We start from the raw sequence: 20,143 nt of genomic DNA, 5'->3' as shown, positions 1-20,143 counted from the left end.
ACCGGCTCAGCGCCGGGTGTGGTCGCGGAAGCCCCGGCCGCTCTTGCGGCCCAGGTAGCCGGCGGTGACCAGGTGCTCCAGCAGCGGCGCCGGGGCGAACCCGGGCTCACGCAGCTCCAGGTACAGCTCCCGCTGGATGGCCAGCGAGACGTCCAGGCCGACCACGTCGAGCAGCTCGAACGGGCCCATCGGGTAGCCGCAGCCCAGCTTCATCGCGTAGTCGATGTCGTCCGCGGTGGAGTAGCTGGCCTCCAGCATCTTCACCGCGTCGTTCAGGTACGGGAAGAGCAGCGCGTTGACGATGAAGCCGGAGCGGTCGCCGCAGACCACGCCGGTCTTGCCCAGCTTCGCGCAGACCGCGCGCGCGGTGGCCGACGTCTCGGTCGAGGTGCGGATGGTCTGCACGATCTCCACCAGCGGCATGATCGGCGCCGGGTTGAAGAAGTGCAGGCCGACCACGTCGGCCGGCCGCTGGGTGGCCATCGCCACGTCGATCACCGGCAGCGACGAGGTGGTGGTGGCGAGCACGACGCCCGGCTTGCAGATCTCGTCGAGGCTGGCGAACAGCGCCTTCTTGACGCTCAGCTCCTCGACCACGGCCTCGACCACCAGGTCGACGTCGGCGAGGTGCTCCAGCGTGGCGGACCAGGTGATCCGGCCCAGCGCGGCGTCCCGGTCGGTCTCGCTGAGCTTGCCCCGCACCACGCCCTTGTTGAGCGAGGTCTTGACCGCCTCGCAGACCTTGGCGGACTTCTCCGCGCCCCGGGTCACCGAGATGACCTCGTAGCCGGCCTTCGCGAAGACCTCGATGATGCCGGTGGCCATGGTCCCGGAGCCGACCACGCCGACCTTGGCGACCACCCGGGCGCCGTCGGCGAGCGCGGCGTCGCCGGCCGCCGGCGTGTGCTCGTCGGCGACCACCCTCGGCGAGCCCGGCCGCTCGTAGGTGTAGAAGCCACGGCCGGACTTCCGACCGAGCAGCCCGGCGGTGACCATCTGCTTGAGCAGCGGGGCCGGGGCGTGCCGGCGGTCCCGGCCGCCGCGCCGGTACATCGTGTCGAGGATCTCGTACGCGGTGTCCAGGCCGATCAGGTCCATCAGCGCCAGCGGGCCCATCGGCAGACCGCAGCCGAGCTTCATGGCGGCGTCGATGTCCTCGCGGGTGGCGTAGCGGGCCTCGAACATGCCGACCGCGTGGTTCAGGTAGCCGAACAGCAGCGCGTTGGCGATGAAGCCGGCCCGGTCGCTGATCGTCACGTCGACCTTGCCGAGCCGCTCACAGAGCGCCTCCACGTCGGCCACCACGTCGGCCGAGGTGACCACCGTGCGAACCACCTCGACCAGCTTCATCACCGGGGCCGGGTTGAAGAAGTGGATGCCGATGACCTGGTTGGGCCGGGTCGTGGCGACGGAGATCTCGGTGACGCTCAGCGACGACGTGTTGGTGGCCAGGATGGCCTCGGGCTTGCACACCCGGTCCAGCTCGGCGAAGATCCGCTGCTTGAGGTCCAGGTGCTCGGGCACCGCCTCGATCACCAGGTCCACGTCGTGCAGCGCGTCCAGCCCGACCCGGAAGTCGACCCGCGCCATCAGGGCGTCCCGGTCGGCCTCGGCGAGCTTGCCCTTGGCGACGGCCCGGTCGGTGGAGCCGGTCAGCGTCACCCGACCCCGCTCCAGCGCGGCGTCGGAGATCTCCACGGCGGTCACGTCGAGGCCGTTGCGGGCGAACACCTCGACGATGCCGGCACCCATGGTGCCCAGACCCACCACACCCACCCTGGTGAACTCGCGCGCCACGACCGGCCTCCCCTTGGTTGACTCCGCCGTTGCCGACATGAACGGCCGCTAAGGTTATGCGCCGGAGTCTGCCACGTGACGCTGCGTTGTCGAGACGCCGTGGGATATTTCACGCACCGCGTCTCAGGCGGGCGCGGCGACCCCGGCGAGCGCCAGCAGCTCGGCCACGAACTCGGCCGGCCGCTCCAGGTGCGGGCTGTGCCCGCAGCCGGGCAGCGCCACCTCCCGGTACGTCCCGCCGGCCGCCGCGTACCGCTCCAGCACCGCCCGGGTCTGCCCGAGCATCGGCTGCGGCGGGCACTGCTCGGCGCCGGGCCAGCCGGGCACCATGCCGAGCTGACCGAGGTAGGCCAGGTCGAACAGCGAGGTGTCCGAGACGATCACGTCGGCGTCGCCGCGTACCCAGGTCACCGGCGGCTTGACCGGCACGGCGACCAACTCGTCGGCGAGTCGGAAGTGGGCCGGGGCCAACGTGTTGAGCACGCCGCGCCGCCCGGCGGCGGTCCCCGGCCAGTGGGCCGAGGCGACCGCGGTGCCCGGGTAGTTGTCGTCCCCGGTGGCGGTGGTGAGCATGCTCTCCAGCAGCAGGTCCTCGTCGTCGCCGAGCGACGCCGGGTCGGCCACGTACGCGGCGCGCAGCACGTTGCGCGGGCTGGTCGGGCCGTCCGCGCCCCGGTCGCCGGCGGCGAGCCGGGCCACGAAGTCGGGGTTCGCGCCGCCCGCGCCGGTGCCGGCGAAGTCGGGCGTGGTGGGGGTGCCGTCGAGGTCCCGGGTGCCGCCGAAGCCGTACGGGGAGACCGGCGCCTCCAGCAGCAGCCCGGCCACCCGTTCCGGGTGGTCGACCAGCAGCCGCATCGCCACGCCGCCGCCGAGCGAGTGCCCGACCACCACCGGCCGGGACCCGGGCGCGAACAGCCCGGGCGCGTCCAGCAGGGCGGCCACGTCGTCGGCGAAGTCGCCGAGGCCCCGGGTGGCGTCGACGGGCGCGGTGTCGGTCTCGCCGTAGCCGCGCAGGTCGGGGGCGACCACCCGGAGCGTCTCCGGCAGCCGGGGCAGCAGTGGCTCCCAGAACGCGGAGGAGGAGACGTTGCCGTGCACCAGCAGCACCGGCACGCCGTCCGGCGGGCCGGCCACCCGGACCGCCTGGGTGATGCCGTTGGCCTGGACCGTGTGCCGTGCGCTCCGCATCAGCGCATGCTGGCACATCAGCCCGCCCGCAGCCATGTGGCCGACCTCCACACCGGTCGGCCCGGGCCTGTCGCCGCCGGGGGCGGCGCCGGCGGTCAGCGGGCGTCGACCGGCAGCGCCTCGCGCGACTCGATCGGCTGGCGCGGCGCCGGGACCGGCAGCGGCAGGGTCGGGCGCTGGTCGCGCCGCGGCGCGCCGAAGCTCATCCCGACCGGGTCGGTGCGGGCCACGCCCGGGTCGTAGAGGCGCAGGTCGGTGCGACCGAGACGGACCACGTCGCCGTCGGCGAGCGGCACGCTGCCGCTGATCCGTCGGTCGTTGAGCCAGGTGCCGTTGGTCGAGCCGAGGTCGGTGAGCAGCACCCCGTCGGTGGTGGCCTGGACGGTGGCGTGCCGCCGGCTCAGGTGGGGGTCGGCGAGCACGATGTCGGCGCTCGGCGCCCGACCGATCACCTGGACGCCCCGTCCGACCCGGAAACTGAGCCCACGCATCGCCCCACCGGACACCGTCAGCAGCGGCATCAGCTCCGGATGATCCTCCATGGACCGTCGACCTCCACCCCACATCGCCCCGCGGCGTCAGCCTGCCACCTCACCGTAGTGGCTCCCACCACCGCGCGGTCACCCCCGTGACCCCGGCCGGCCATCTCCCGTTCGCCGTTCGGGCAGTCGGCCGCGGCGCGATCGGGTGGCACCGGCGTCGATGCGACGCGGGCCGGTCCGGGCAGCGTACGGGGTCCGTGACACCTACCGGTGAGTAATGTTCGGGTCTAGACTGCGGCCATGACCGCTGTGCATGTCCCCGGAACCCCGCTCATCGAGGCCGGTCGACTGGTGTCGACGAGCCCGGCGACCGGCGCGGAGGCCGGGCGACTCCCGGTGGCGACCGAGGCGGACGTGCGCGCCGCCGTCGACCGGGCCCGCCCGGCGGCCGACTGGTGGGCCGGGCTCGGCTTCGCCGGCCGGCGGGACCGGCTCCAGCGCTGGCGCGGCGTGCTCGCCCGGCGGATCGAGGAGCTGGCCGAGCTGATGCACACCGAGGGCGGCAAGCCGGTCGGCGACGCCGTGGTGGAGATCCTCACCGCGTTGGAGCACATCGACTGGGCGGCCCGCAACGCCCGCCGGGTGCTCGGCCCCCGGCGGGTCCGCTCCCGGCTGATCCTGGCCGAGTTCACCGGTCACCTGGAATACCAGCCCTACGGCGTGGTCGGCGTGATCGGCCCGTGGAACTATCCGGTCTTCACCCCGATCGGCTCCGCCGCGTACGCGCTGGCCGCCGGCAACGCGGTGGTGTTCAAGCCCAGCGAGTACACCCCGGCCGTGGGCCAGTGGCTGGTCGACCGCTTCGCCGAGGTGGTGCCGGAGCAGCCGGTGTTCCAGGCGGTGCACGGGCTCGGCGACGTCGGCGCGGCGCTGTGCCGCTCCGGGGTGGCGAAGCTGGCGTTCACCGGCTCGACCGCCACCGCGAAGAAGGTGATGGCCGCCTGCGCCGAGACGCTCACCCCGGTGCTGCTGGAGGCCGGCGGCAAGGACGCGATGATCGTGGACGCCGACGCCGACCTGGACGCCGCGGCCGAGGCCGCCGTCTGGGGCGGGCTCACCAACGCCGGCCAGACCTGCATCGGCATCGAACGGGTCTACGCGGTCGACCAGGTCTTCGACGCGTTCGTCGACAAGGTGGTGACGAGGGCCGGCCGACTCACCGTCGGCGCGGACGGCACCGACCTCGGCCCGATCACCATGCCGTCCCAGATCGACGTCATCCGCCGCCACATCGACGACGCGGTCGCCCGGGGTGGCCGTGCGGTGCTCGGTGGCCCGGAGGCGGTCCAACCGCCGTACGTGCACCCGACCGTGCTGGTCGACGTGCCGGAGGACTCGGTGGCCGTCCGCGAGGAGACGTTCGGCCCGACGCTGACCGTCAACCGGGTCCGCGACGTCGACGAGGCCGTGGAGCGCGCCAACGCCCTCCCGTACGGCCTCGGGGGTTCGGTCTTCGGCCGGGCGCGGGCGGTGGCCGTGGCGCGGCGGCTGCGCTCCGGGATGGCCTCGGTCAACTCGGCGCTGACCTTCGCCGGCATGTCCACGCTGCCGTTCGGCGGCACCGGCGAGTCCGGCTTCGGCCGGATCCACGGCGAGGACGGGTTGCGCGAGTTCGGCCGCCCCAAGGCGGTCACCCGCCGCCGGGCCCGCTCGCTGCTGCCGGCCATGACGTTCGAGCGCACCCCGGCCGACGTCGCCCGCCTGGTCAAGGTCGCCAAGCTGATGTACGGCCGGGGGCGCTGAGCCTCAGAACAGCGTCAGCTCGTCGCGCTCGATGCCGCGCAGCTTGTCGTAGTCGACCACCACGCACCGGATGCCCCGGTCGGTGGCGAGCACCCGGGCCTGCGGCTTGATCTCCTGCGCGGCGAACACGCCGGTCACCGGCGCGAGCAGCGGGTCGCGGTTCATCAGCTCCAGGTAGCGGGTGAGCTGTTCCACGCCGTCGATCTCGCCGCGCCGCTTCACCTCGACCGCCACCGCGCGGGCGTTCGCGTCCCGGCAGAGCAGGTCGACCGGGCCGATCGCGGTCATGTACTCCCGGCGGACCAGCGTGAAGCCCTCCCCCAGCGTCTCCGGGTTGGCGGCGAGCAGCTCCTGCAGGTGCGCCTCGACGCCGTCCTTGCGCAGGCCCGGGTCGACCCCCAGCTCGTACGAGGTGTCCTGGAAGATCTCCTCCAGGGTGATCCGCAGCTCCTCGCCGGCCTTGTTGACCACCCGCCACACGCCGGGCGCCTCCTCCAGGCGACACGGCGGGCTCATCCAGTTCAACGGCTTGTACGCCCGGTCGTCCGCGTGGATCGACACCGAGCCGTCCGCCTTCACCATGAGCAACCGGGTGGCCGGCGGCAGGTGGGCCGAGAGCCGTCCGACATAGTCCACCGAGCACTTCGCAATGACCAACCGCACCCGACGAGGGTAGCGGAGCCCCCGGCCGCCGCCGACGAGCGCCACTGGCGCACCGGTGCCATATTGAGATCGTGCTCGAAGTCCTCACCGGTTCCGGACTCGCCGCCTCGGCGGGTCTGAACGCCTACATCCCGCTGATGCTGATGGGCCTGCTGGCCCGCTACACCGACCTGATCGAGCTGCCCAGCGGTTGGCAGTGGCTCGGCAACGGCTGGGTGCTGGCGATCCTCGCCGTGCTGCTCGCGGTCGAGGTGGTGGCCGACAAGGTGCCGGTGGTCGACCACGTCAACGACATGGTGCAGACGGTGGTCCGGCCGACCGCGGGCGGCCTGGCCTTCGGCGCCGGTTCCGGCTCGGAGACGGTCACGGTCAGCGACCCGGACACGTTCTTCTCCACCCACCAGTGGGTGCCGGTGGTGGTCGGGGTGCTGATCGCGCTCGGGGTGCACCTGCTCAAGGCCGCCGCCCGGCCGGTGGTCAACGCGACCACGGCCGGCTTCGGCGCGCCGGTGGCCAGCACCGCCGAGGACGCGACGAGCGTGGTCATGTCGGTGGTGGCGATCCTGCTGCCGGTGCTGGTGCTGGTGTTCGCGGTCGGCCTGGTGGTGTTCGCGGTCTGGCTGGTCCGCCGCCGCCGGCACCGACGCCGGGAACGCGCCGCCGCCCGCGCGGCCGGCTTCCGCGTCTAGCCGGCTGGGCCGGTCAGCGGCTCCGGTAGGTCATGCAGTCGGCCATGTCCATGTCCGGGCCCACCGTGATGGCCGGGGCGTGGCACTCCAGGTCGGAGTTGTGCTGGCAGTCGGAGCGTGAGCAGGCGCCGACCTGGGCGACCAACTGGTCGATGCCGCCGCGCACCGGCAGCTCCACGAAGGTGTGGCAGTGGGCGTGGTCGCTGCTGCCGATCGTGATGGCGAACGCGTGGCAGTCGTTCGTGTGGTTGTAGGCGCAGGACCGGACGGCGCACTCCTGGACCCGGGGCATCTCCATCGACGCGGTCATCATTCCCGCCCTTCCGTGGGTGTCTTGCCCCGATTTTAGGCTTTTGCGCCCTCCGCGTCAGCTCAACCCGTTGGCCTCGCGGATCACGGTGACCAGCTGGTCGATGATGCCGGTGAGCGCGAAGTCCTTCGGCGTGAACACCCGGGCCACGCCGGCGGCCCGCAGCGCGTCGGCGTCACCGGCCGGGATGATGCCGCCCACCACCACCGGCAGGTCGCCCCGCCCGGCCGCGCGCAGCCCGTCCAGCACGGCCGGCACGGCCGCCAGGTGCGAGCCGGAGAGCACGGAGAGACCGACCAGGTCGACGTCCTCCTCCACGGCGGCGGCCACGATCTGCCCGGCGGTCAGCCGGATCCCCTGGTAGACCACCTCGAAGCCGGCGTCGCGGGCGCGTACCGCGATCTGCTCGGCGCCGTTGGAGTGCCCGTCCAGCCCCGGCTTGCCGACCAGCAGCCGCAGCCGGCCGCTGCCCAACTCCCGGGCCGTGGCGGCGACCCGCTCGCGGACCGACGCGAGCCCGGCGTCGCCACCGACCCCGGCCGCGCCGGAGAGCCCGGTCGGCGCCCGGTACTCGCCGAAGACCCGGCGCAGCGCGCCCGCCCACTCGCCGGTGGTCACCCCGGCCCGCACGCACGCCAGCGTCGCGTCCATCAGGTTCGTGGTGGTAGCGGCGTCCGCGCGCAGCCGGTCCAGCGCGGCGTCCACGGCCGCCGCGTCCCGGCCGGCCCGCCACTGGCGTACGCCGTCCGCGGCGGCCGCCTCGACCGCCGGGTCGACCTGCTCGACCGCCTCGGCGCCGGCCGCGGTCAGCGGGGACGGCTCGGTCTCGGTGAACCGGTTGACGCCGACCACCACGTCCGCGCCGGACTCCATCCGCCGACGCCGGTCGGCCAGCGAGGCGACCAGCGCGCTCTTGAGGTAGCCGGACTCCACGGCGGTCACCACGCCGCCCATCTCCAGCACCTTCTCCAACTCGACCCGCGCGCCGGTCACGATATCGTCGACCAGCGCGGTCATCACGTGCGAGCCCTCGAACAGGTCCGGATATTCCAGCAGGTCCGACTCGTACGCCAGCACCTGCTGCATGCGCAGCGACCACTGCTGGTCCCAGGGGCGGGGCAGACCGAGCGCCTCGTTCCAGGCGGGCAGCTGCACCGCCCGGGCCCGCGCGTCCCGGGAGAAGGTGACGCCGAGCATCTCCAGCACGATCCGCTGGATGTTGTTCTCCGGCTGCGCCTCGGTCAGGCCCAGCGAGTTGACCTGCACGCCGTAGCGGAACCGGCGCTGCTTCGGATTCTCCACGCCGTAGCGGTCGCGGGTGATCTCGTCCCAGAGCGCGCCGAACGCGCGCATCTTGGCGATCTCCTCGACGAAGCGCACCCCGGCGTTGACGAAGAACGAGATCCGCTGGACCACGTCGCCCATCCGCTCGGCCGGCACCTGGCCGGAGTCGCGCACGGTGTCGAGCACGGCGACGGCGGTGGCGAGCGCGAAGCCGACCTCCTGCACCGGCGTCGCGCCGGCCTCCTGGAGGTGGTACGAGCAGATGTTGACCGGGTTCCACCGCGGCATCTCCCGCAGCGTGTACGCGATCACGTCGGCGGTCAGCCGCAGCGAGGCGGCCGGCGGGAAGATGTACGTCCCCCGGGACAGGTACTCCTTGATGATGTCGTTCTGCGTGGTGCCGGCGCAGCGGCTCAGCTCCGCGCCCTGCTCGGCGGCGACCGTGCCGTAGAGGGCGAGCAGCCACATGGCCGGCGCGTTGATCGTCATCGAGGTGTTCATCTCGGCGATCGGGATGCCCTCGAAGAGCGCCCGCATGTCGCCGAGGTGCGCCACCGGCACGCCGACCCGGCCCACCTCGCCGGCGGCCAGCTCGTGGTCGGGGTCGTATCCGGTCTGCGTCGGCAGGTCGAACGCGACCGACAGCCCGGTCTGCCCCTTCGCCAGGTTGCGGCGGAAGAGCGCGTTGGTGGCCGCGGCGGAGGAGTGCCCGGCGTACGTGCGCATCACCCACGGGCGGTCCCGCTCCGGCAGGCGTCCCGGCGTCGCGTCATCCATGGCCGGAGTTTAAGTTACCGTTCAGTAAAACGGGCTGTGGAAAACCACACAGGTCCATGGAGCGGACCGACGGGCACGGACGGCGACAGATGGGCGACACCACCACACCCCGGCCCGCGGCCGGGCACGCGGCAGTCGCACACTGGACGTCATGGAAGACGAGCTCGCGATCTCCGTACGGGGACTGCGCAAGACGTACGGCGACAACGTCGCGGTGGCGGGGGTGGACCTGGACGTCCACCGGGGCGAGGTGTTCGCCCTGCTCGGCCCGAACGGCGCGGGCAAGACCACCACGGTGGAGATCCTGGAGGGCTACCGGCACCGCGACGCCGGCGAGGTGCGGGTGCTCGGCGTCGACCCGGCCAGGCCCGACGCCGGCTGGCGTTCCCGGGTGGGCATCGTGCTCCAGGGCACCGGCGAGTTCGACGAGCTGACCGTCGGCGAGGTGGTCCGGCACTTCTCCGGCTTCTACCCCGACGCCGACGACCCGGACAAGGTGGTCGAGCGGGTGGGGCTGGGCGCCAAGGCCAGGGCGCGTACGCACACGCTATCCGGCGGGCAGAAGCGCCGCCTCGACGTGGCGCTGGGCATCATCGGCCGGCCCGAGCTGCTCTTCCTCGACGAGCCGACCACCGGTTTCGACCCGGAGGCCCGGCGCGAGTTCTGGGAGCTGATCCGGGACCTCTCCGCCGCCGGCACCACGATCGTGCTCACCACCCACTACCTGGACGAGGCCGAGGCGCTCGCCGACCGGGTCGGCGTGATCGCCGCCGGGCGGGTGATCGAGGTCGCGCCGCCGAACGCGCTGGGCAACCGGCAGGAGTCGCTGGCGACCGTCTCCTGGCGTACCCCGGAGGGAACGCCGGGCTCGGCGGAGACCGCGACGCCGACGGCGCTGGTGGCCGAGCTGGCCGCGCGCTTCGGCGGCGAGGTGCCCGGCCTGACCGTGACCCGGCCGACCCTGGAAGACGTCTACCTGCGGATGATCGGACACTCATGACCACCACGACGAAGCCGACGGCCCCGGTCGCCGCGGCACCGGCCCGGCGGCTCGGCGCGGGCACGCTGGCGCTGCGCCAGGGCCGGCTGGAGATCACCCAGTTCCTGCGCAGCCGGGAGTCCGTCGTGTTCACGATGGGCTTCCCGATCATCATGATCCTGATCTTCGCGGCGATCTTCAGCGACGAGATCGCCCCGGGCGTCAGCTACACGCAGTACTTCATCACCGGCATGATCGCGACCGGGCTGATGACGGTGAGCTTCCAGAACCTCGGCATCTGGATCCCGATCGAGCGGGACCGGGGCGTGCTCAAGCGCTACCGGGGCACGCCGATGCCGAAGTGGGTCTGGTTCGCCGGCAAGGTGATCATGGTGGTGGTCATCGGCATCGCCGAGACCGCGCTCCTGCTCGCCGTCTCGGTCGCGCTGTTCGACCTGGACCTGCCGCAGACCGCCGCCAAGTGGCTCACCTTCGGCTGGGTCGCCGTCCTCGGCGTCACCGCCTGCACGCTCTGCGGCATCGCCATCTCGTCGCTGGCCCGCACCGCCCGCAGCGGCTCCGCGGTGGTCACCCCGGTCGCGCTGGTCCTCCAGTTCATCTCCGGCGTGTTCTTCGTCTTCACCAGCCTGCCCACCTGGATGCAGCAGGTCGCCGCGATCTTCCCGCTCAAGTGGATGTGCCAGGGGCTGCGCTCGGTCTTCCTGCCGGACAGCTTCGGCGGCCAGGAGCCGGGCGGGTCGTTCGAGCTGGGCAAGGTGGCGCTGGTGCTGGCAGCCTGGTGCGTGATCGGTCTGGTGCTCTGCCTGAGCACCTTCCGGTGGACCACCCGCCGCGACGGCTGAGGTGTAAGGAAGGGCCCCTTCTTAACGCCTGCGGTAGAGGAAGGGCCCCTTCCTAACCACGCACACGACCGCACGCGCCTCGCGCGAGGTGGCACACTGCCCGGCATGGCACGCACGCTGAGCCGGCGGACACTGCTGACCGCCGCCGGAGGGATCGCCGGCGCCGGCCTGGTCGGCGGCCTGGCCGCCCGGCAGCTCTCCACTGCCCGGCCCGGACCGGAACCCACAGTGCCGGACGCACCGGTCGGGGACGAGCGGCTGATCCGGATCGCCTCCGGTGCCCGCGGGCGCGAGGTGGACTTCTGGACCGCCGTGCCCGAGGGGTACGGCGACGGCCGCGGCCTGCCCGTCTGCCTGGTCCTGCACGGCGCCTCGGCCACCCCGCGCGACTACGGCCGGTTCGGGCTGGCCCGCTTCCTCACCGACGCGGTGCGGCGCGGCGCCCCGCCGTTCGCGCTCGCCGGAGCGACCGGCGGCCGGCTCTCCTGGCGTCCCGCCGGCGACGACGACCCGCGACGGATGGTGCGCGAGGAGGTGCCGGCCTGGTGCGCCCGGCGCGGCTTCGACATCAGCCGGACGGCCGTCTGGGGCTGGTCGATGGGGGGCTTCGGGGCGCTGCTGCTGGCCGAGACGTACCCGGGCTGGCTGAGGATGGCGGCGGCCTTCTCACCCGCGGTGCGCCCCGGCGACGCGGTCTTCACCGGCGTGGACAAGCTGCGCGGCACCCCGGTCGGGCTCTGGTGCGGCCGGCAGGACAACTTCCTCTCCGACGTCCGCGCGCTGGCCCGGGTGCTGCCCGAGAAGCCGGTACGCGCGGCCTGGGCCGACGGGCGGCACAACTTCGGCTACTGGGGCACCGTCCTCCCGGACGCGTTCGCGCTGATCGGCGCCGCGCTCACCCCGCCCCGGCCGTGAACGGGCCGCGGACGTGAACCGCCCCCGGCCGCACGGGCCGGGGGCGGGACCAGCCGGTCAGTACGAGTAGAAGCCCTGGCCGGTCTTGCGGCCCAGGTCGCCGGCGGTGGCCATGCGCTGGAGCAGCTCCGGCGGGAAGAACTTCTCGTCCGCGGTGTCGGTGTAGATGTTGCGGGTGGCGTTGAGCAGCACGTCCACCCCGGTCAGGTCGACCGTGGCCAGCGGGCCCATGGCGTGCCCGAAGCCCAGCTTGCAGGCGGTGTCCAGGTCCTCGGCGGAGATCACGCCGGACTCGACCAGCTTGACCGCCTCCATCGCCAGCGCGCAGATCAGCCGGGTGGTGACGAAACCGGCGATGTCCCGGTTGACCACCACCACGGTCTTGCCGATCTCCTCGGCGAACGACCGGGCGGTGTCCATGGTCGCGTCACTGGTCTTGTAGCCCCGGACCAGCTCGCAGAGCTTCATCATCGGCACCGGCGAGAAGAAGTGGGTACCCACCACCGACTCCGGGCGCTCGGTGGCGGTGGCGATCTGGGTGACCGGGATGGCCGAGGTGTTGGTGGCCAGCACCGCGTCCGCCTTGCAGATCTTGTCCAGCGCGCGGAACACCTCGTGCTTGATCTCGATCTTCTCGAAGACCGCCTCGACCACGATGTCCGCGTCGGCCGCCGCCTCCAGCTCGGTGGTCGGGGTGATCCGACCCAGCGTCGCCTCGACGTCGGACGCCTCGATCCTGCCCTTCTCGGCGAACTTCGTCAGCGACTTCCGGATGCCGTCGACGCCCCGCTTCGTGGCCGCGTCGTCCACGTCGCGCAGCGTCACCTGCCAGCCCGCCTGCGCCGCCACCTGGGCGATGCCCGAGCCCATCAGCCCGGCACCGACGACCGCGAGTCGACCCGCCATCTGCTTCTCCCTCGCCGTGTTCTGGAATGTCCTCCAGAACCCTACTTAACGAGGGATAAGGGCCGTCAGATGGCCAGGTCGGGTTCCTCCGGCGCGGTGCCGCGCTCCACCTCGACGCCGAGCGCCCGCAGATCCGCCACGAAGTCCGGGTAGCCCCGGTCCACGTGGTGCACGTGCGAGACCTCGGTCGTCCCGTCGGCGCACAGCCCGGCGATGATCAGGCCGGCGCCGGCCCGGATGTCGGTGGCGCGTACCGGGGCGCCGGAGAGCCGCTCCCGGCCGCAGACCAGCGCGTGGTGCCCGTCGGTGCGGATCTCCGCGCCGAGCCGCATCATCTCGTTGGCGAACATGAACCGGCCGTCGAAGATGTTCTCGGTGATCAGCGAGCCGCCGTCGCTGACCGCCGCCAGGCCGATCGCCATCGGCAGCAGGTCGGTGGCGAAGCCCGGGTACGGCAGCGTGACCACGTCGACCGCCCTGGGGCGGTCGTCCATCCGTACCCGGAAGCCGTCGCCCCGGGTCTCCACCAGGCCGCCGGCCGTGACCAGCTTGTCCAGCGCGACCTCCAGGTAGGCCGGGTCGACGCCGGTCACGGTGACGTCCCCCCGGGTCATCGCGGCCGCGAACGCCCAGGTGCCGGCGACGATCCGGTCCCCCACCGTGGCGTGGCGGACCGGACGCAGCTCGGGTACGCCGACGATGTGCAGCGTCGAGCTGCCGGCGCCGGAGATCCGCGCGCCCATCCGGTTGAGCATGGTGCAGATGTCGACGATCTCCGGCTCCCGGGCCGCGTTGTCGATCGTCGTGCCGCCCCGGGCCAGCACCGCCGCCATCACCAGGTTCTCGGTGGCGCCCACGCTCGGGAAGTCCAGCACGATGTCCGCGCCGTGCAGGCCGTCCGGGGCCTCGGCGATGACGAAGCCGTGCTCGCCGGAGATCTCCGCGCCCATCCGGGCCAGGCCGGCGATGTGCATGTCCAGGCCGCGCGAGCCGATGGCGTCGCCCCCGGGGTGGGCCACCCGGACGTAGCCCCGACGGGCGAGCAGCGGGCCGAGCACGCAGATCGACGCGCGCAGCCGGCGGACCAGGTCGTAGTCGGCCTCCGCGCCGGGTCGCTCCGGCACGTCGATGACGACCGAGCGGGACCGTTCCACACCGCCGCGGGCCACCATCGGGTCGACCGGGTCGTCCGGGCCGAAGCGTACGCCGCAGCCGAGCCGGCGCAGCACCTCGCCCATGATCGCGATGTCGGTGATCCGGGGCACGTTGGTGATCACGCTGCGGCCGGGCGCGAGCAGCGCGGCGGCCATCAGCTTCAACGCCGAGTTCTTCGCACCCACCACGTGCACGGTGCCGGCCAGCCGGGCGTCCCCCCGTACCCGGATGACGTCGACGTCGCTGATCGCCGGGTCGCCGGCGTCACCCGGCCCCACCGCGGTCGGCCGGTCCGGCCGCACCGGGATCGTCAGGTCCGGTATCCGTAGGCTGTGCGTCATGGCCGTCCACCTCACGCGCATCTACACCAAGGCCGGCGACGCCGGCATGACCAGGCTGAGCAACAACGAGCAGGTGCCGAAGACCGATCCGCGGATCGCCGCGTACGCCGACGTGGACGAGTGCAACGCCTCGATCGGCGTCGCGCTCGCCCTGGGGCAGCTCCCGGACGAGCTGCGGGCAGTGCTGGAGTCCGTGCAGAACGACATGTTCGACGTCGGCGCGGACCTGGCCACGCCGGTGGAGCCGGACCCGAAGTATCCGCCGCTGCGGGTCACCGAGGAGTACGTCGAGCGCCTCGAAGGCTGGTGCGACGAGTACAACGCGCGCCTGAGCAAGCTCGACTCCTTCATCCTCCCCGGCGGCACCGCAGGCGCGGCACTGCTGCACGTGGCACGGACGACCGCCCGGCGCGCCGAGCGTGCGGCATGGGCGCTGGTCGCACACGACCCCGATCGGACCAGCCCCCTCCCGGCAAAGTATCTCAACCGGCTCTCCGATCTGCTCTTTATCCTGTCAAGAACGGCAAATCCGGACGGAGACGTGCTATGGGTGCCGGGCGGGAAGCGCTGACCGTCGGCGGCCTGCACCACGTGGAGGTCTGGGTACCCGACCTGGAGGCGGCCAGTCGTTCGTGGGGCTGGCTTCTCGGCGAGCTGGGCTGGGCCCCGTACCAGAACTGGCCGGCCGGCCGGTCCTGGCGGCACGGGCCCACCTACCTGGTGCTGGAGGAGTCGCCGGCGCTCACCGGCCGGACCCACGACCGGCTCGCGCCGGGCCTCAACCACCTGGCCTTCCACGCCGGCCCGCCGGCGGCCGTCGACCGCCTGGTCGCCGGCGCGCCCGAGCACGGCTGGACGCTGCTCTTCCCGGACCGGCACCCGCACGCGGGCGGCCCGGACAGCTACGCCGCCTACCTGACCGACGGTCAGGGTTACGAGGTCGAGTTGGTCGGCGAGACGAGCTGATCCGGGGGCGCGGGTGACACCGCCCCACGCCCCCGCCCGACCTCAGCACCGGTCGATCGCGCCCCGGCGGACGGGCGCGGTCCGACCGGCCCCCGGCCGCCGCGAGCCCGGCCGGCGGCGGGTCGGGCCGCTCCGGCCGCGGACCGGCCCGGTGCAGGCACGACGGACGGCGCGCCGTCGGCGTACCCGCAGCCGCCGGAACCCCAGCGCGAGCGCGACCGCCGCGACCACCGCCACCCCGGCGGCGGCCGGCACACCGGCCGGCAGGCCGCCGGCCGCCCAACCGACGAGCACCGTGCCGGGCACCCAGACGACCACCGCCAGGCCGTCGGCGAGCACGAACCGGCGGTACGGCAGGCCGGCGGCCCCCGCCACCCGGGGCACCAGCGTCCGGACGAACGCGGTCCAGCGGCCGAGCAGCACGGCGCTCCCACCCTTGGCGGCGACCAGCGCCTCGGCGCGCCGCCACCGTTCCTCCCCCACCCGACGGCCCAGCGGTCCGCGCCGCAGCCTCGGGCCGAGCAGCCGCCCCTCCAGATAGCCGAGCTGGTCCCCGGCGAACGCGGCGGCGGTGGTCACCGCCAGCGCGACGCCCAGGTCGACGCGACCGGCGCGGGCCAGCAACCCGACCGTCAGCATGGTGGTCGCGGCCGGCAGCACCACACCGGCCAGCAGCCCCACCTCGCCGGCGAGCACCGCCGCCGCGACCAGCAGCAGGAGGCCCGGCGGCAGCGCGTCGAGCCGGTCCACCAGGGAATCCGGGAAGGTCATGCCTACCAGCGTCGCGCCCCGGCCGGGCGACGACGTCCTGCCCACGGTCGGGCCGGGTCCTCCGGGTGGCCGGTCGTCGCCCTAGGGTCCACCCGGATCCGGCACCGGGTTGAAGCCGTCGTCGACCAGGCCGAGCCGGTGCGCCACCACCGCGGCCTGGACCCGGTTGCGCAGCTCCAGCTTCTCCATCGCGGCCGAGACGTGGGTCTTCACCGTGGTCACCCCGAGGTGCAGCCGCGCCCCGATCTCGGCGTTGGACAGCCCCGCGCCGACCAGCGCCAGCACCTCCCGCTCCCGGGGCGTGAGCAGGCCGAGCCCGGCGGCGGCCGGGTCCGGGGCGCGCTCGCGGTCGTGCGCGGCGAGCGCCCGGCGCAGCACCCGGGCCAACACCGGCGCGGCGAGCAGCGGCTCACCGGATGCCGCCCGCCGCACCGCGTCGACCAGATCCTCGGGGGCGCCGTCCTTCACCAGGTAGCCCTGCGCGCCGGCGCCGAGCGCACCGTAGACGTTCGCGTCGTCGGCGAACGTGGTCAGCACCAGCACCCGGGCCGCCGGCTGCTGCCGCAGGATCCGCCGGGTCGCCTCGATGCCGTCGAGCCGGGGCATCCGCAGGTCCATCAGGATGACGTCCGGCCGCAGCCGCTCGGCGAGCCGGACCGCCTCGTGCCCGTCCCCCGCCTCGCCGACCACCTCGAAGCCGCCGGCCGTCCGCAGCACCAGGCCCACGCCGGCGCGGACAAGGGCCTGGTCGTCGACCACCAGCACTCTGATCATTCGTTCTCCCTGATCGGCAGTCGGACCCGTAGCCGCCAGCCGCCGCCGTCGGTGCCGCCCGCGACGAGCGTCCCACCGAGCAGGCCGACCCGCTCGCGCATGCCGCGCAGGCCGTGGCCCGACACGGGCAGCCGGGTACGCGGGCGCGCCGGGCCGCTGTCCAGCACCTCCAGGAGGAGCGCCCCGTCGGTCACCCGGACGTCGACCGAGACGACCGCGCCCGGCCCGGCGTGCTTCAGGCTGTTGGTCAACGCCTCCTGCACGACCCGGGCCGCGGTCGTCCCGACCACCAACGGCACCCGGTGCAGCATCTCCGGCATCCGCACCTGCACCGCCAGGCCGGCCTCGCGTACCCGCCGGGCCGCGTCGCGGATCACCTGGACCGGCTCGACCTGCGACTCCGCCGGTTCCACCGCGTCCGGGTCGCGGAGCACCTCCAGCAGTTCCCGCAACTCGTCCAGCACCTGCCCGGCGGTGTCGCGCAACTCGCCGAGCGCCGTCACCGCCTCCTCCGGCCGGCCGGTGTGCTGCACGGCGTACCGCGCCGACCCGGCCCGCAGCGCGATCGCCGCGACGTGGTGGGCGACGATGTCGTGCAGGTCGCGGGCGATGGCCGTCCGCTCGGTCAGCCGGACCATCCGCGCCTCGGTCGTCCGCCGCTCCTCGGCCTCCCGGGCCCGCTCCTCGGCCGCCGCCGCCGCCTGCCGTACCCCGCGCAGATAGCGGCCGAACGTCACCGGCGCGGCGGCGAACCCGGCCAGCATCAGCACCCGGAGCACGCCGACACCACCACGGAGCAACTCCGCGTTCCCCGGGTCGATCACGTTGACCAGCGTCACCGCCAGGAAGAGCCCGTACGCGACGGCGGTGCCCGGCCATCCCGAGCGGTACGCGACGTAGCCCAACGCCACCGAGGCGGCGAACTGGGCGGTGTCCGCACCGGTCACCGTCACCGTGTCGGCGACGACCAGCAGCGCCGACGTGGCGAGCAGCACCGGCCACGGCCAGCGGCGCACCCCGATCAGGAGGAGCCCGGCGAGCACCGCGAAGACGCCGGCCCACGCCTCGCGCGGGATGCCGGGTATCACGATCCGGGTGCTGATCAGACCCAGGGCGGCCGTGCCGAGCCCGAGCAGCAGCTCGGGCCACCCGGTCCACCGCCCGCCCCTCATGCGGCCACGATACGGAGCGGGAAGGGCAGGTCGGCCCTTCCACCGGCCGGTGCCCCTCCTCCGACTGGCCGGTGTGCCGGCCCACCGCACGAGACCCCGACCGCGTACGCCCGCCTAGCGTCGGTGACCGTGATCAGCGACGCCCCCGCCTTCCTCGGCCAGTTCGCCCGGCACCCGCTCGCCACCGGCGCGGTGCTGCCCAGCGGATCGGCGCTGGCCCGGGACATCACCGCCGCCGTCCCCCGGACCGGACAGCCGCTGGTGGTCGAACTCGGCCCCGGCACCGGTGCCTTCACCCGGACCATCCAGCAGCGGCTGGCCGGACGCGGCCAGCACCTGGCGGTCGAGGTGAACCCCAGCTTCGCCGCCGCGCTCTCCCGACGTCACCCGGCCGTACAGGTCATCCGCGCGGACGCCGCCACCCTCGACCGGGTGCTGTCCGACCGGCACCTGCCCGCCGCCGACGTGGTGGTGAGCGGGCTGCCGTGGGCGGCGTTCGGCGCGGGGCGTCAACTCGCCGTCCTCGACGCGGTGCTGCGGACGCTCCGGCCGAGCGGCGCGTTCACCACGTTCGCGTACCGGCACGCGCTCGCGACGCGGCCGGCCCGTCGCTTCCGACGGCTGCTGACCGGAGCCTTCGAGGAGGTGACCGTCGGCCGGACGGTCTGGTCGAACGTGCCACCGGCCCTGGTCTACCACTGCCGCCGGCCCGTGCCGCGCTGACATGCGAAAGGCCGGCACCCCGTGTTCGGGGTGCCGGCCTTCGGTCTTACTTGGTCCAGTGCTGGGCCACGATGTCGGTGGCCTGCTTCTCCCACTGCGCGTAGGCGTCGGGGTAGGCGGAGACCTGGACGGTCTGCGCGGCCTCGGTCAGCGGCATCTTGTCCCAGCCGTCGACCTGCTTCAGGCCCTTGAGGAACGCCAGGGTCGAGTACTCGGGGTCGGTGATCTGCTCCGGCGTGCCCCAACCCGAGGACGGGCGCTGCTGGAACAGGCCCAGCGAGTCGTGGTCATTCTTGTCGCCGAGGTGGCCCAGGTTCTCCAGCTTCGACTCCTGCAGGCTGGTGGCGATCGAGATGACCGCGGCCCGCTCCGGCAGACCGGCCTTCTTCGTCGCGGCGATGATCGCCTTCGCGTTCGCCAGCTGCTCGTCGTTCAGGTCGATGCGCGACTGCTCACCCTGCACGGACGCGACAGCCACGACCGGCTTGGCGGCGGTGTGGGCGGTGTCGGCGTGGGCGGCGACCGGACCGGCGAACACACCACCGGTGAAGGCCAGACCAGCAATACCGAGAACGCTCTTACGCAGGATCGTGTTCATCAGAGGGGCTCCATTCGGGGGTCAACACACCGGGGGGGGTGTGGGCACCGTCAGGCGCGCGAAAAGTCTTGAGGGGATCCGGCAGGCTCGTGGGGCCGGGGGGCCAGTTCACGGGGGCCGGGTGTCCGGCTGGCTCGCGGGGCCGGGGGGCCTGCACGCGGCGCCGGATGATGTGTAACGACCGGCGGCCTGCCGTCATTCCCGCAGGCGCGGCGGCGGCCTCGGGGGGTCGCCTGCTCGGTCGTTCACCCGTCTACAACGCCGCCCGGCCCACGACGATTCCGCGCCCGGGGTGCCGCCCACCACCACCGAACCGGACACCCACCCCACACAGGCCGCGCGGGTGGACCACCACGGGTGCATCCGGAACCCCGCAGACACCCATGACGTTCCACCCACCGGCCGCCAACCCCGTGCGTGGAACACCAATGGGTGCACCCGGCCGCGGAGACACCCATGACGTTCCACCCAGCGCTCGCCAACCCCGCGAGTGGAGCACCATAGGTGCATCCCGGCCGCCGAGACACCCATGACGTTCCACCCAGCGCCCGCCAGCCCGGCCAGTGGAACACCATGGGTGCATCCCGGCCGCCGAGACACCCATGACGTTCCACCCAGCGCCCGCCAGCCCGGCCAGTGGAACACCATGGGTGCATCCCGGCCGCCGAGGCACCCATGACGTTCCACCCAGCGCCCGCCAGCCCTATCGGTGGAACGCAGTGGGTGTGTCCCGGCCATCGAGACACCCACGGCGTTCCATCCAACGCCCGGCAGACCCACGGGTGGAACGCCATGGGGTGTCCCGCCCCCGCAGACACCCACACCGTTCCCCCCGGCGCAAGCCAACCCCGCGAGTGGAACACCACGGGCGCATCCCGACCCCGCCACGTTCCACCCACCACCCACAAACCCCCACGGCACGTCGATCAAGGAGTTTGTGTCGACAATCGCCCGGAGGCACTACACAAACTCCTTGATCAACCAGTC

Annotated in this window: 20 protein-coding genes; 8 read left to right on the top strand and 12 right to left on the bottom strand. The window is 73.3% G+C overall.

The window, feature by feature from the left end; genetic code table 11:
- Window positions 1–6: 6 nt before the first annotated feature.
- The 3 genes from CO540_RS25190 to CO540_RS25180 all read right to left on the bottom strand — a co-directional run bounded on the left by CO540_RS25190 (window position 7) and on the right by CO540_RS25180 (window position 3,527).
- A complete protein-coding gene (locus tag CO540_RS25190) occupies window positions 7–1,797 on the bottom strand; it encodes a 3-hydroxyacyl-CoA dehydrogenase family protein (RefSeq protein WP_099163889.1) in 1,791 nt (596 codons plus the stop codon).
- A 123-nt stretch (window positions 1,798–1,920) separates the two neighbouring features.
- On the bottom strand, window positions 1,921–2,985 hold the full coding sequence (locus CO540_RS25185; protein ID WP_099163888.1) for an alpha/beta fold hydrolase: 1,065 nt from the start codon (window positions 2,983–2,985) through the stop codon (window positions 1,921–1,923).
- A gap of 95 nt (window positions 2,986–3,080) precedes the next feature.
- The gene (locus tag CO540_RS25180; protein WP_099163887.1) at window positions 3,081–3,527 is read right to left on the bottom strand and encodes an FHA domain-containing protein; all 447 of its coding nucleotides are present in this window, start codon (window positions 3,525–3,527) and stop codon (window positions 3,081–3,083) included.
- Window positions 3,528–3,767: 240 nt separating this feature from the next.
- Here CO540_RS25180 and CO540_RS25175 point away from each other — a divergent pair, with 240 nt between their 5' ends.
- On the top strand, window positions 3,768–5,270 hold the full coding sequence (locus CO540_RS25175) for an aldehyde dehydrogenase family protein (RefSeq protein WP_099163886.1): 1,503 nt from the start codon (window positions 3,768–3,770) through the stop codon (window positions 5,268–5,270).
- Between the two features lie 3 nt (window positions 5,271–5,273).
- Here the strand turns inward: CO540_RS25175 and nucS are convergent, their stop codons facing one another.
- Window positions 5,274–5,933: an endonuclease NucS gene (nucS, locus tag CO540_RS25170; protein ID WP_091577023.1), complete on the bottom strand. Its 660-nt coding sequence runs from the start codon at window positions 5,931–5,933 to the stop codon at window positions 5,274–5,276.
- Window positions 5,934–6,004: 71 nt separating this feature from the next.
- Here nucS and CO540_RS25165 point away from each other — a divergent pair, with 71 nt between their 5' ends.
- Window positions 6,005–6,622 (top strand): DUF4126 domain-containing protein, encoded by a 618-nt coding sequence (locus tag CO540_RS25165; RefSeq protein ID WP_091571311.1) that lies wholly within the window; start codon window positions 6,005–6,007, stop codon window positions 6,620–6,622.
- A 13-nt stretch (window positions 6,623–6,635) separates the two neighbouring features.
- Here the strand turns inward: CO540_RS25165 and CO540_RS25160 are convergent, their stop codons facing one another.
- Both CO540_RS25160 and CO540_RS25155 read right to left on the bottom strand, forming a co-directional pair.
- Window positions 6,636–6,932, bottom strand: coding sequence for a DUF1540 domain-containing protein (locus CO540_RS25160; RefSeq protein ID WP_091577020.1), 297 nt, complete (start codon window positions 6,930–6,932; stop codon window positions 6,636–6,638).
- 57 nt (window positions 6,933–6,989) lie between these two features.
- A complete protein-coding gene (locus tag CO540_RS25155) occupies window positions 6,990–8,993 on the bottom strand; it encodes a protein meaA (protein WP_099163885.1) in 2,004 nt (667 codons plus the stop codon).
- A 151-nt stretch (window positions 8,994–9,144) separates the two neighbouring features.
- On the opposite strand from CO540_RS25155, the gene CO540_RS25150 reads away from it, so the two are divergent.
- The 3 genes from CO540_RS25150 to CO540_RS25140 all read left to right on the top strand — a co-directional run bounded on the left by CO540_RS25150 (window position 9,145) and on the right by CO540_RS25140 (window position 11,750).
- Window positions 9,145–9,993, top strand: coding sequence for an ABC transporter ATP-binding protein (locus CO540_RS25150; protein WP_091571304.1), 849 nt, complete (start codon window positions 9,145–9,147; stop codon window positions 9,991–9,993).
- The gene (locus CO540_RS25145; protein ID WP_099163884.1) at window positions 9,990–10,835 is read left to right on the top strand and encodes an ABC transporter permease; all 846 of its coding nucleotides are present in this window, start codon (window positions 9,990–9,992) and stop codon (window positions 10,833–10,835) included. Before CO540_RS25150 ends, CO540_RS25145 begins: the two co-directional genes overlap by 4 nt.
- 105 nt (window positions 10,836–10,940) lie before the next feature.
- A complete protein-coding gene (locus CO540_RS25140) occupies window positions 10,941–11,750 on the top strand; it encodes an alpha/beta hydrolase family protein (RefSeq protein WP_099163883.1) in 810 nt (269 codons plus the stop codon).
- Between the two features lie 57 nt (window positions 11,751–11,807).
- Here the strand turns inward: CO540_RS25140 and CO540_RS25135 are convergent, their stop codons facing one another.
- Both CO540_RS25135 and murA read right to left on the bottom strand, forming a co-directional pair.
- A complete protein-coding gene (locus CO540_RS25135) occupies window positions 11,808–12,656 on the bottom strand; it encodes a 3-hydroxyacyl-CoA dehydrogenase family protein (protein ID WP_091571292.1) in 849 nt (282 codons plus the stop codon).
- A gap of 65 nt (window positions 12,657–12,721) precedes the next feature.
- Complete coding sequence (gene murA, locus CO540_RS25130) at window positions 12,722–14,152, bottom strand: UDP-N-acetylglucosamine 1-carboxyvinyltransferase (RefSeq protein ID WP_099163882.1); 1,431 nt, start codon at window positions 14,150–14,152, stop codon at window positions 12,722–12,724.
- Between murA and CO540_RS25125 the strand changes: the two genes are divergently transcribed.
- Window positions 14,151–14,723, top strand: a complete 573-nt coding sequence (locus CO540_RS25125; protein WP_047893386.1) for a cob(I)yrinic acid a,c-diamide adenosyltransferase — start codon at window positions 14,151–14,153, stop codon at window positions 14,721–14,723. The two genes, murA and CO540_RS25125, sit on opposite strands and share 2 nt — an antisense overlap.
- Entirely contained in the window at window positions 14,699–15,118 is a 420-nt protein-coding gene (locus CO540_RS25120; protein ID WP_099163881.1) for a VOC family protein, read from the top strand. Before CO540_RS25125 ends, CO540_RS25120 begins: the two co-directional genes overlap by 25 nt.
- A 42-nt stretch (window positions 15,119–15,160) precedes the next feature.
- On the opposite strand, the gene CO540_RS25115 is transcribed toward CO540_RS25120, so the two are convergent.
- The 3 genes from CO540_RS25115 to CO540_RS25105 form a co-directional block, all read right to left on the bottom strand.
- On the bottom strand, window positions 15,161–15,889 hold the full coding sequence (locus CO540_RS25115) for a DedA family protein (RefSeq protein WP_099163880.1): 729 nt from the start codon (window positions 15,887–15,889) through the stop codon (window positions 15,161–15,163).
- 81 nt (window positions 15,890–15,970) lie between these two features.
- Window positions 15,971–16,663 (bottom strand): response regulator transcription factor, encoded by a 693-nt coding sequence (locus CO540_RS25110; RefSeq protein WP_099163879.1) that lies wholly within the window; start codon window positions 16,661–16,663, stop codon window positions 15,971–15,973.
- A complete protein-coding gene (locus CO540_RS25105; protein ID WP_099163878.1) occupies window positions 16,660–17,835 on the bottom strand; it encodes a sensor histidine kinase in 1,176 nt (391 codons plus the stop codon). The genes CO540_RS25110 and CO540_RS25105 overlap by 4 nt, the downstream gene beginning before the upstream one ends.
- A gap of 129 nt (window positions 17,836–17,964) precedes the next feature.
- On the opposite strand from CO540_RS25105, the gene CO540_RS25100 reads away from it, so the two are divergent.
- Window positions 17,965–18,558 carry a class I SAM-dependent methyltransferase gene (locus tag CO540_RS25100; RefSeq protein ID WP_216642303.1) on the top strand — a complete coding sequence of 198 codons (594 nt, stop codon included), beginning with the start codon at window positions 17,965–17,967 and terminating at the stop codon, window positions 18,556–18,558.
- A 46-nt stretch (window positions 18,559–18,604) separates the two neighbouring features.
- On the opposite strand, the gene CO540_RS25095 is transcribed toward CO540_RS25100, so the two are convergent.
- Window positions 18,605–19,156, bottom strand: a complete 552-nt coding sequence (locus CO540_RS25095; protein ID WP_099163877.1) for a hypothetical protein — start codon at window positions 19,154–19,156, stop codon at window positions 18,605–18,607.
- Between the last annotated feature and the right edge of the window lie 987 nt (window positions 19,157–20,143).

Origin of the sequence: Micromonospora sp. WMMA2032, from assembly GCF_002688545.1 — a bacterium.
GTDB lineage: Bacteria > Actinomycetota > Actinomycetes > Mycobacteriales > Micromonosporaceae > Micromonospora > Micromonospora sediminicola.
The sequence above is the reverse complement of the archived record's forward strand: the minus strand, read 5'-3'. Positions and strand labels throughout refer to the sequence as shown.

What these genes read in the sequence shown, in the direction of transcription:
- CO540_RS25185 (WP_099163888.1), bottom strand. Translation starts at nt 2,985, where the DNA reads ATGCGGAGCGCACGGCACACGGTCCAGGCCAACGGCATCACCCAGGCG.
- CO540_RS25180 (WP_099163887.1), bottom strand. Translation starts at nt 3,527, where the DNA reads ATGGAGGATCATCCGGAGCTGATGCCGCTGCTGACGGTGTCCGGTGGG.
- CO540_RS25175 (WP_099163886.1), top strand. Translation starts at nt 3,768, where the DNA reads ATGACCGCTGTGCATGTCCCCGGAACCCCGCTCATCGAGGCCGGTCGA.
- CO540_RS25160 (WP_091577020.1), bottom strand. Translation starts at nt 6,932, where the DNA reads ATGACCGCGTCGATGGAGATGCCCCGGGTCCAGGAGTGCGCCGTCCGG.
- CO540_RS25155 (WP_099163885.1), bottom strand. Translation starts at nt 8,993, where the DNA reads ATGGATGACGCGACGCCGGGACGCCTGCCGGAGCGGGACCGCCCGTGG.
- CO540_RS25150 (WP_091571304.1), top strand. Translation starts at nt 9,145, where the DNA reads ATGGAAGACGAGCTCGCGATCTCCGTACGGGGACTGCGCAAGACGTAC.
- CO540_RS25145 (WP_099163884.1), top strand. Translation starts at nt 9,990, where the DNA reads ATGACCACCACGACGAAGCCGACGGCCCCGGTCGCCGCGGCACCGGCC.
- CO540_RS25140 (WP_099163883.1), top strand. Translation starts at nt 10,941, where the DNA reads ATGGCACGCACGCTGAGCCGGCGGACACTGCTGACCGCCGCCGGAGGG.
- CO540_RS25135 (WP_091571292.1), bottom strand. Translation starts at nt 12,656, where the DNA reads ATGGCGGGTCGACTCGCGGTCGTCGGTGCCGGGCTGATGGGCTCGGGC.
- CO540_RS25125 (WP_047893386.1), top strand. Translation starts at nt 14,151, where the DNA reads ATGGCCGTCCACCTCACGCGCATCTACACCAAGGCCGGCGACGCCGGC.
- murA (WP_099163882.1), bottom strand. Translation starts at nt 14,152, where the DNA reads ATGACGCACAGCCTACGGATACCGGACCTGACGATCCCGGTGCGGCCG.
- CO540_RS25120 (WP_099163881.1), top strand. Translation starts at nt 14,699, where the DNA reads ATGGGTGCCGGGCGGGAAGCGCTGACCGTCGGCGGCCTGCACCACGTG.
- CO540_RS25115 (WP_099163880.1), bottom strand. Translation starts at nt 15,889, where the DNA reads ATGACCTTCCCGGATTCCCTGGTGGACCGGCTCGACGCGCTGCCGCCG.
- CO540_RS25110 (WP_099163879.1), bottom strand. Translation starts at nt 16,663, where the DNA reads ATGATCAGAGTGCTGGTGGTCGACGACCAGGCCCTTGTCCGCGCCGGC.
- CO540_RS25105 (WP_099163878.1), bottom strand. Translation starts at nt 17,835, where the DNA reads ATGAGGGGCGGGCGGTGGACCGGGTGGCCCGAGCTGCTGCTCGGGCTC.
- CO540_RS25095 (WP_099163877.1), bottom strand. Translation starts at nt 19,156, where the DNA reads ATGAACACGATCCTGCGTAAGAGCGTTCTCGGTATTGCTGGTCTGGCC.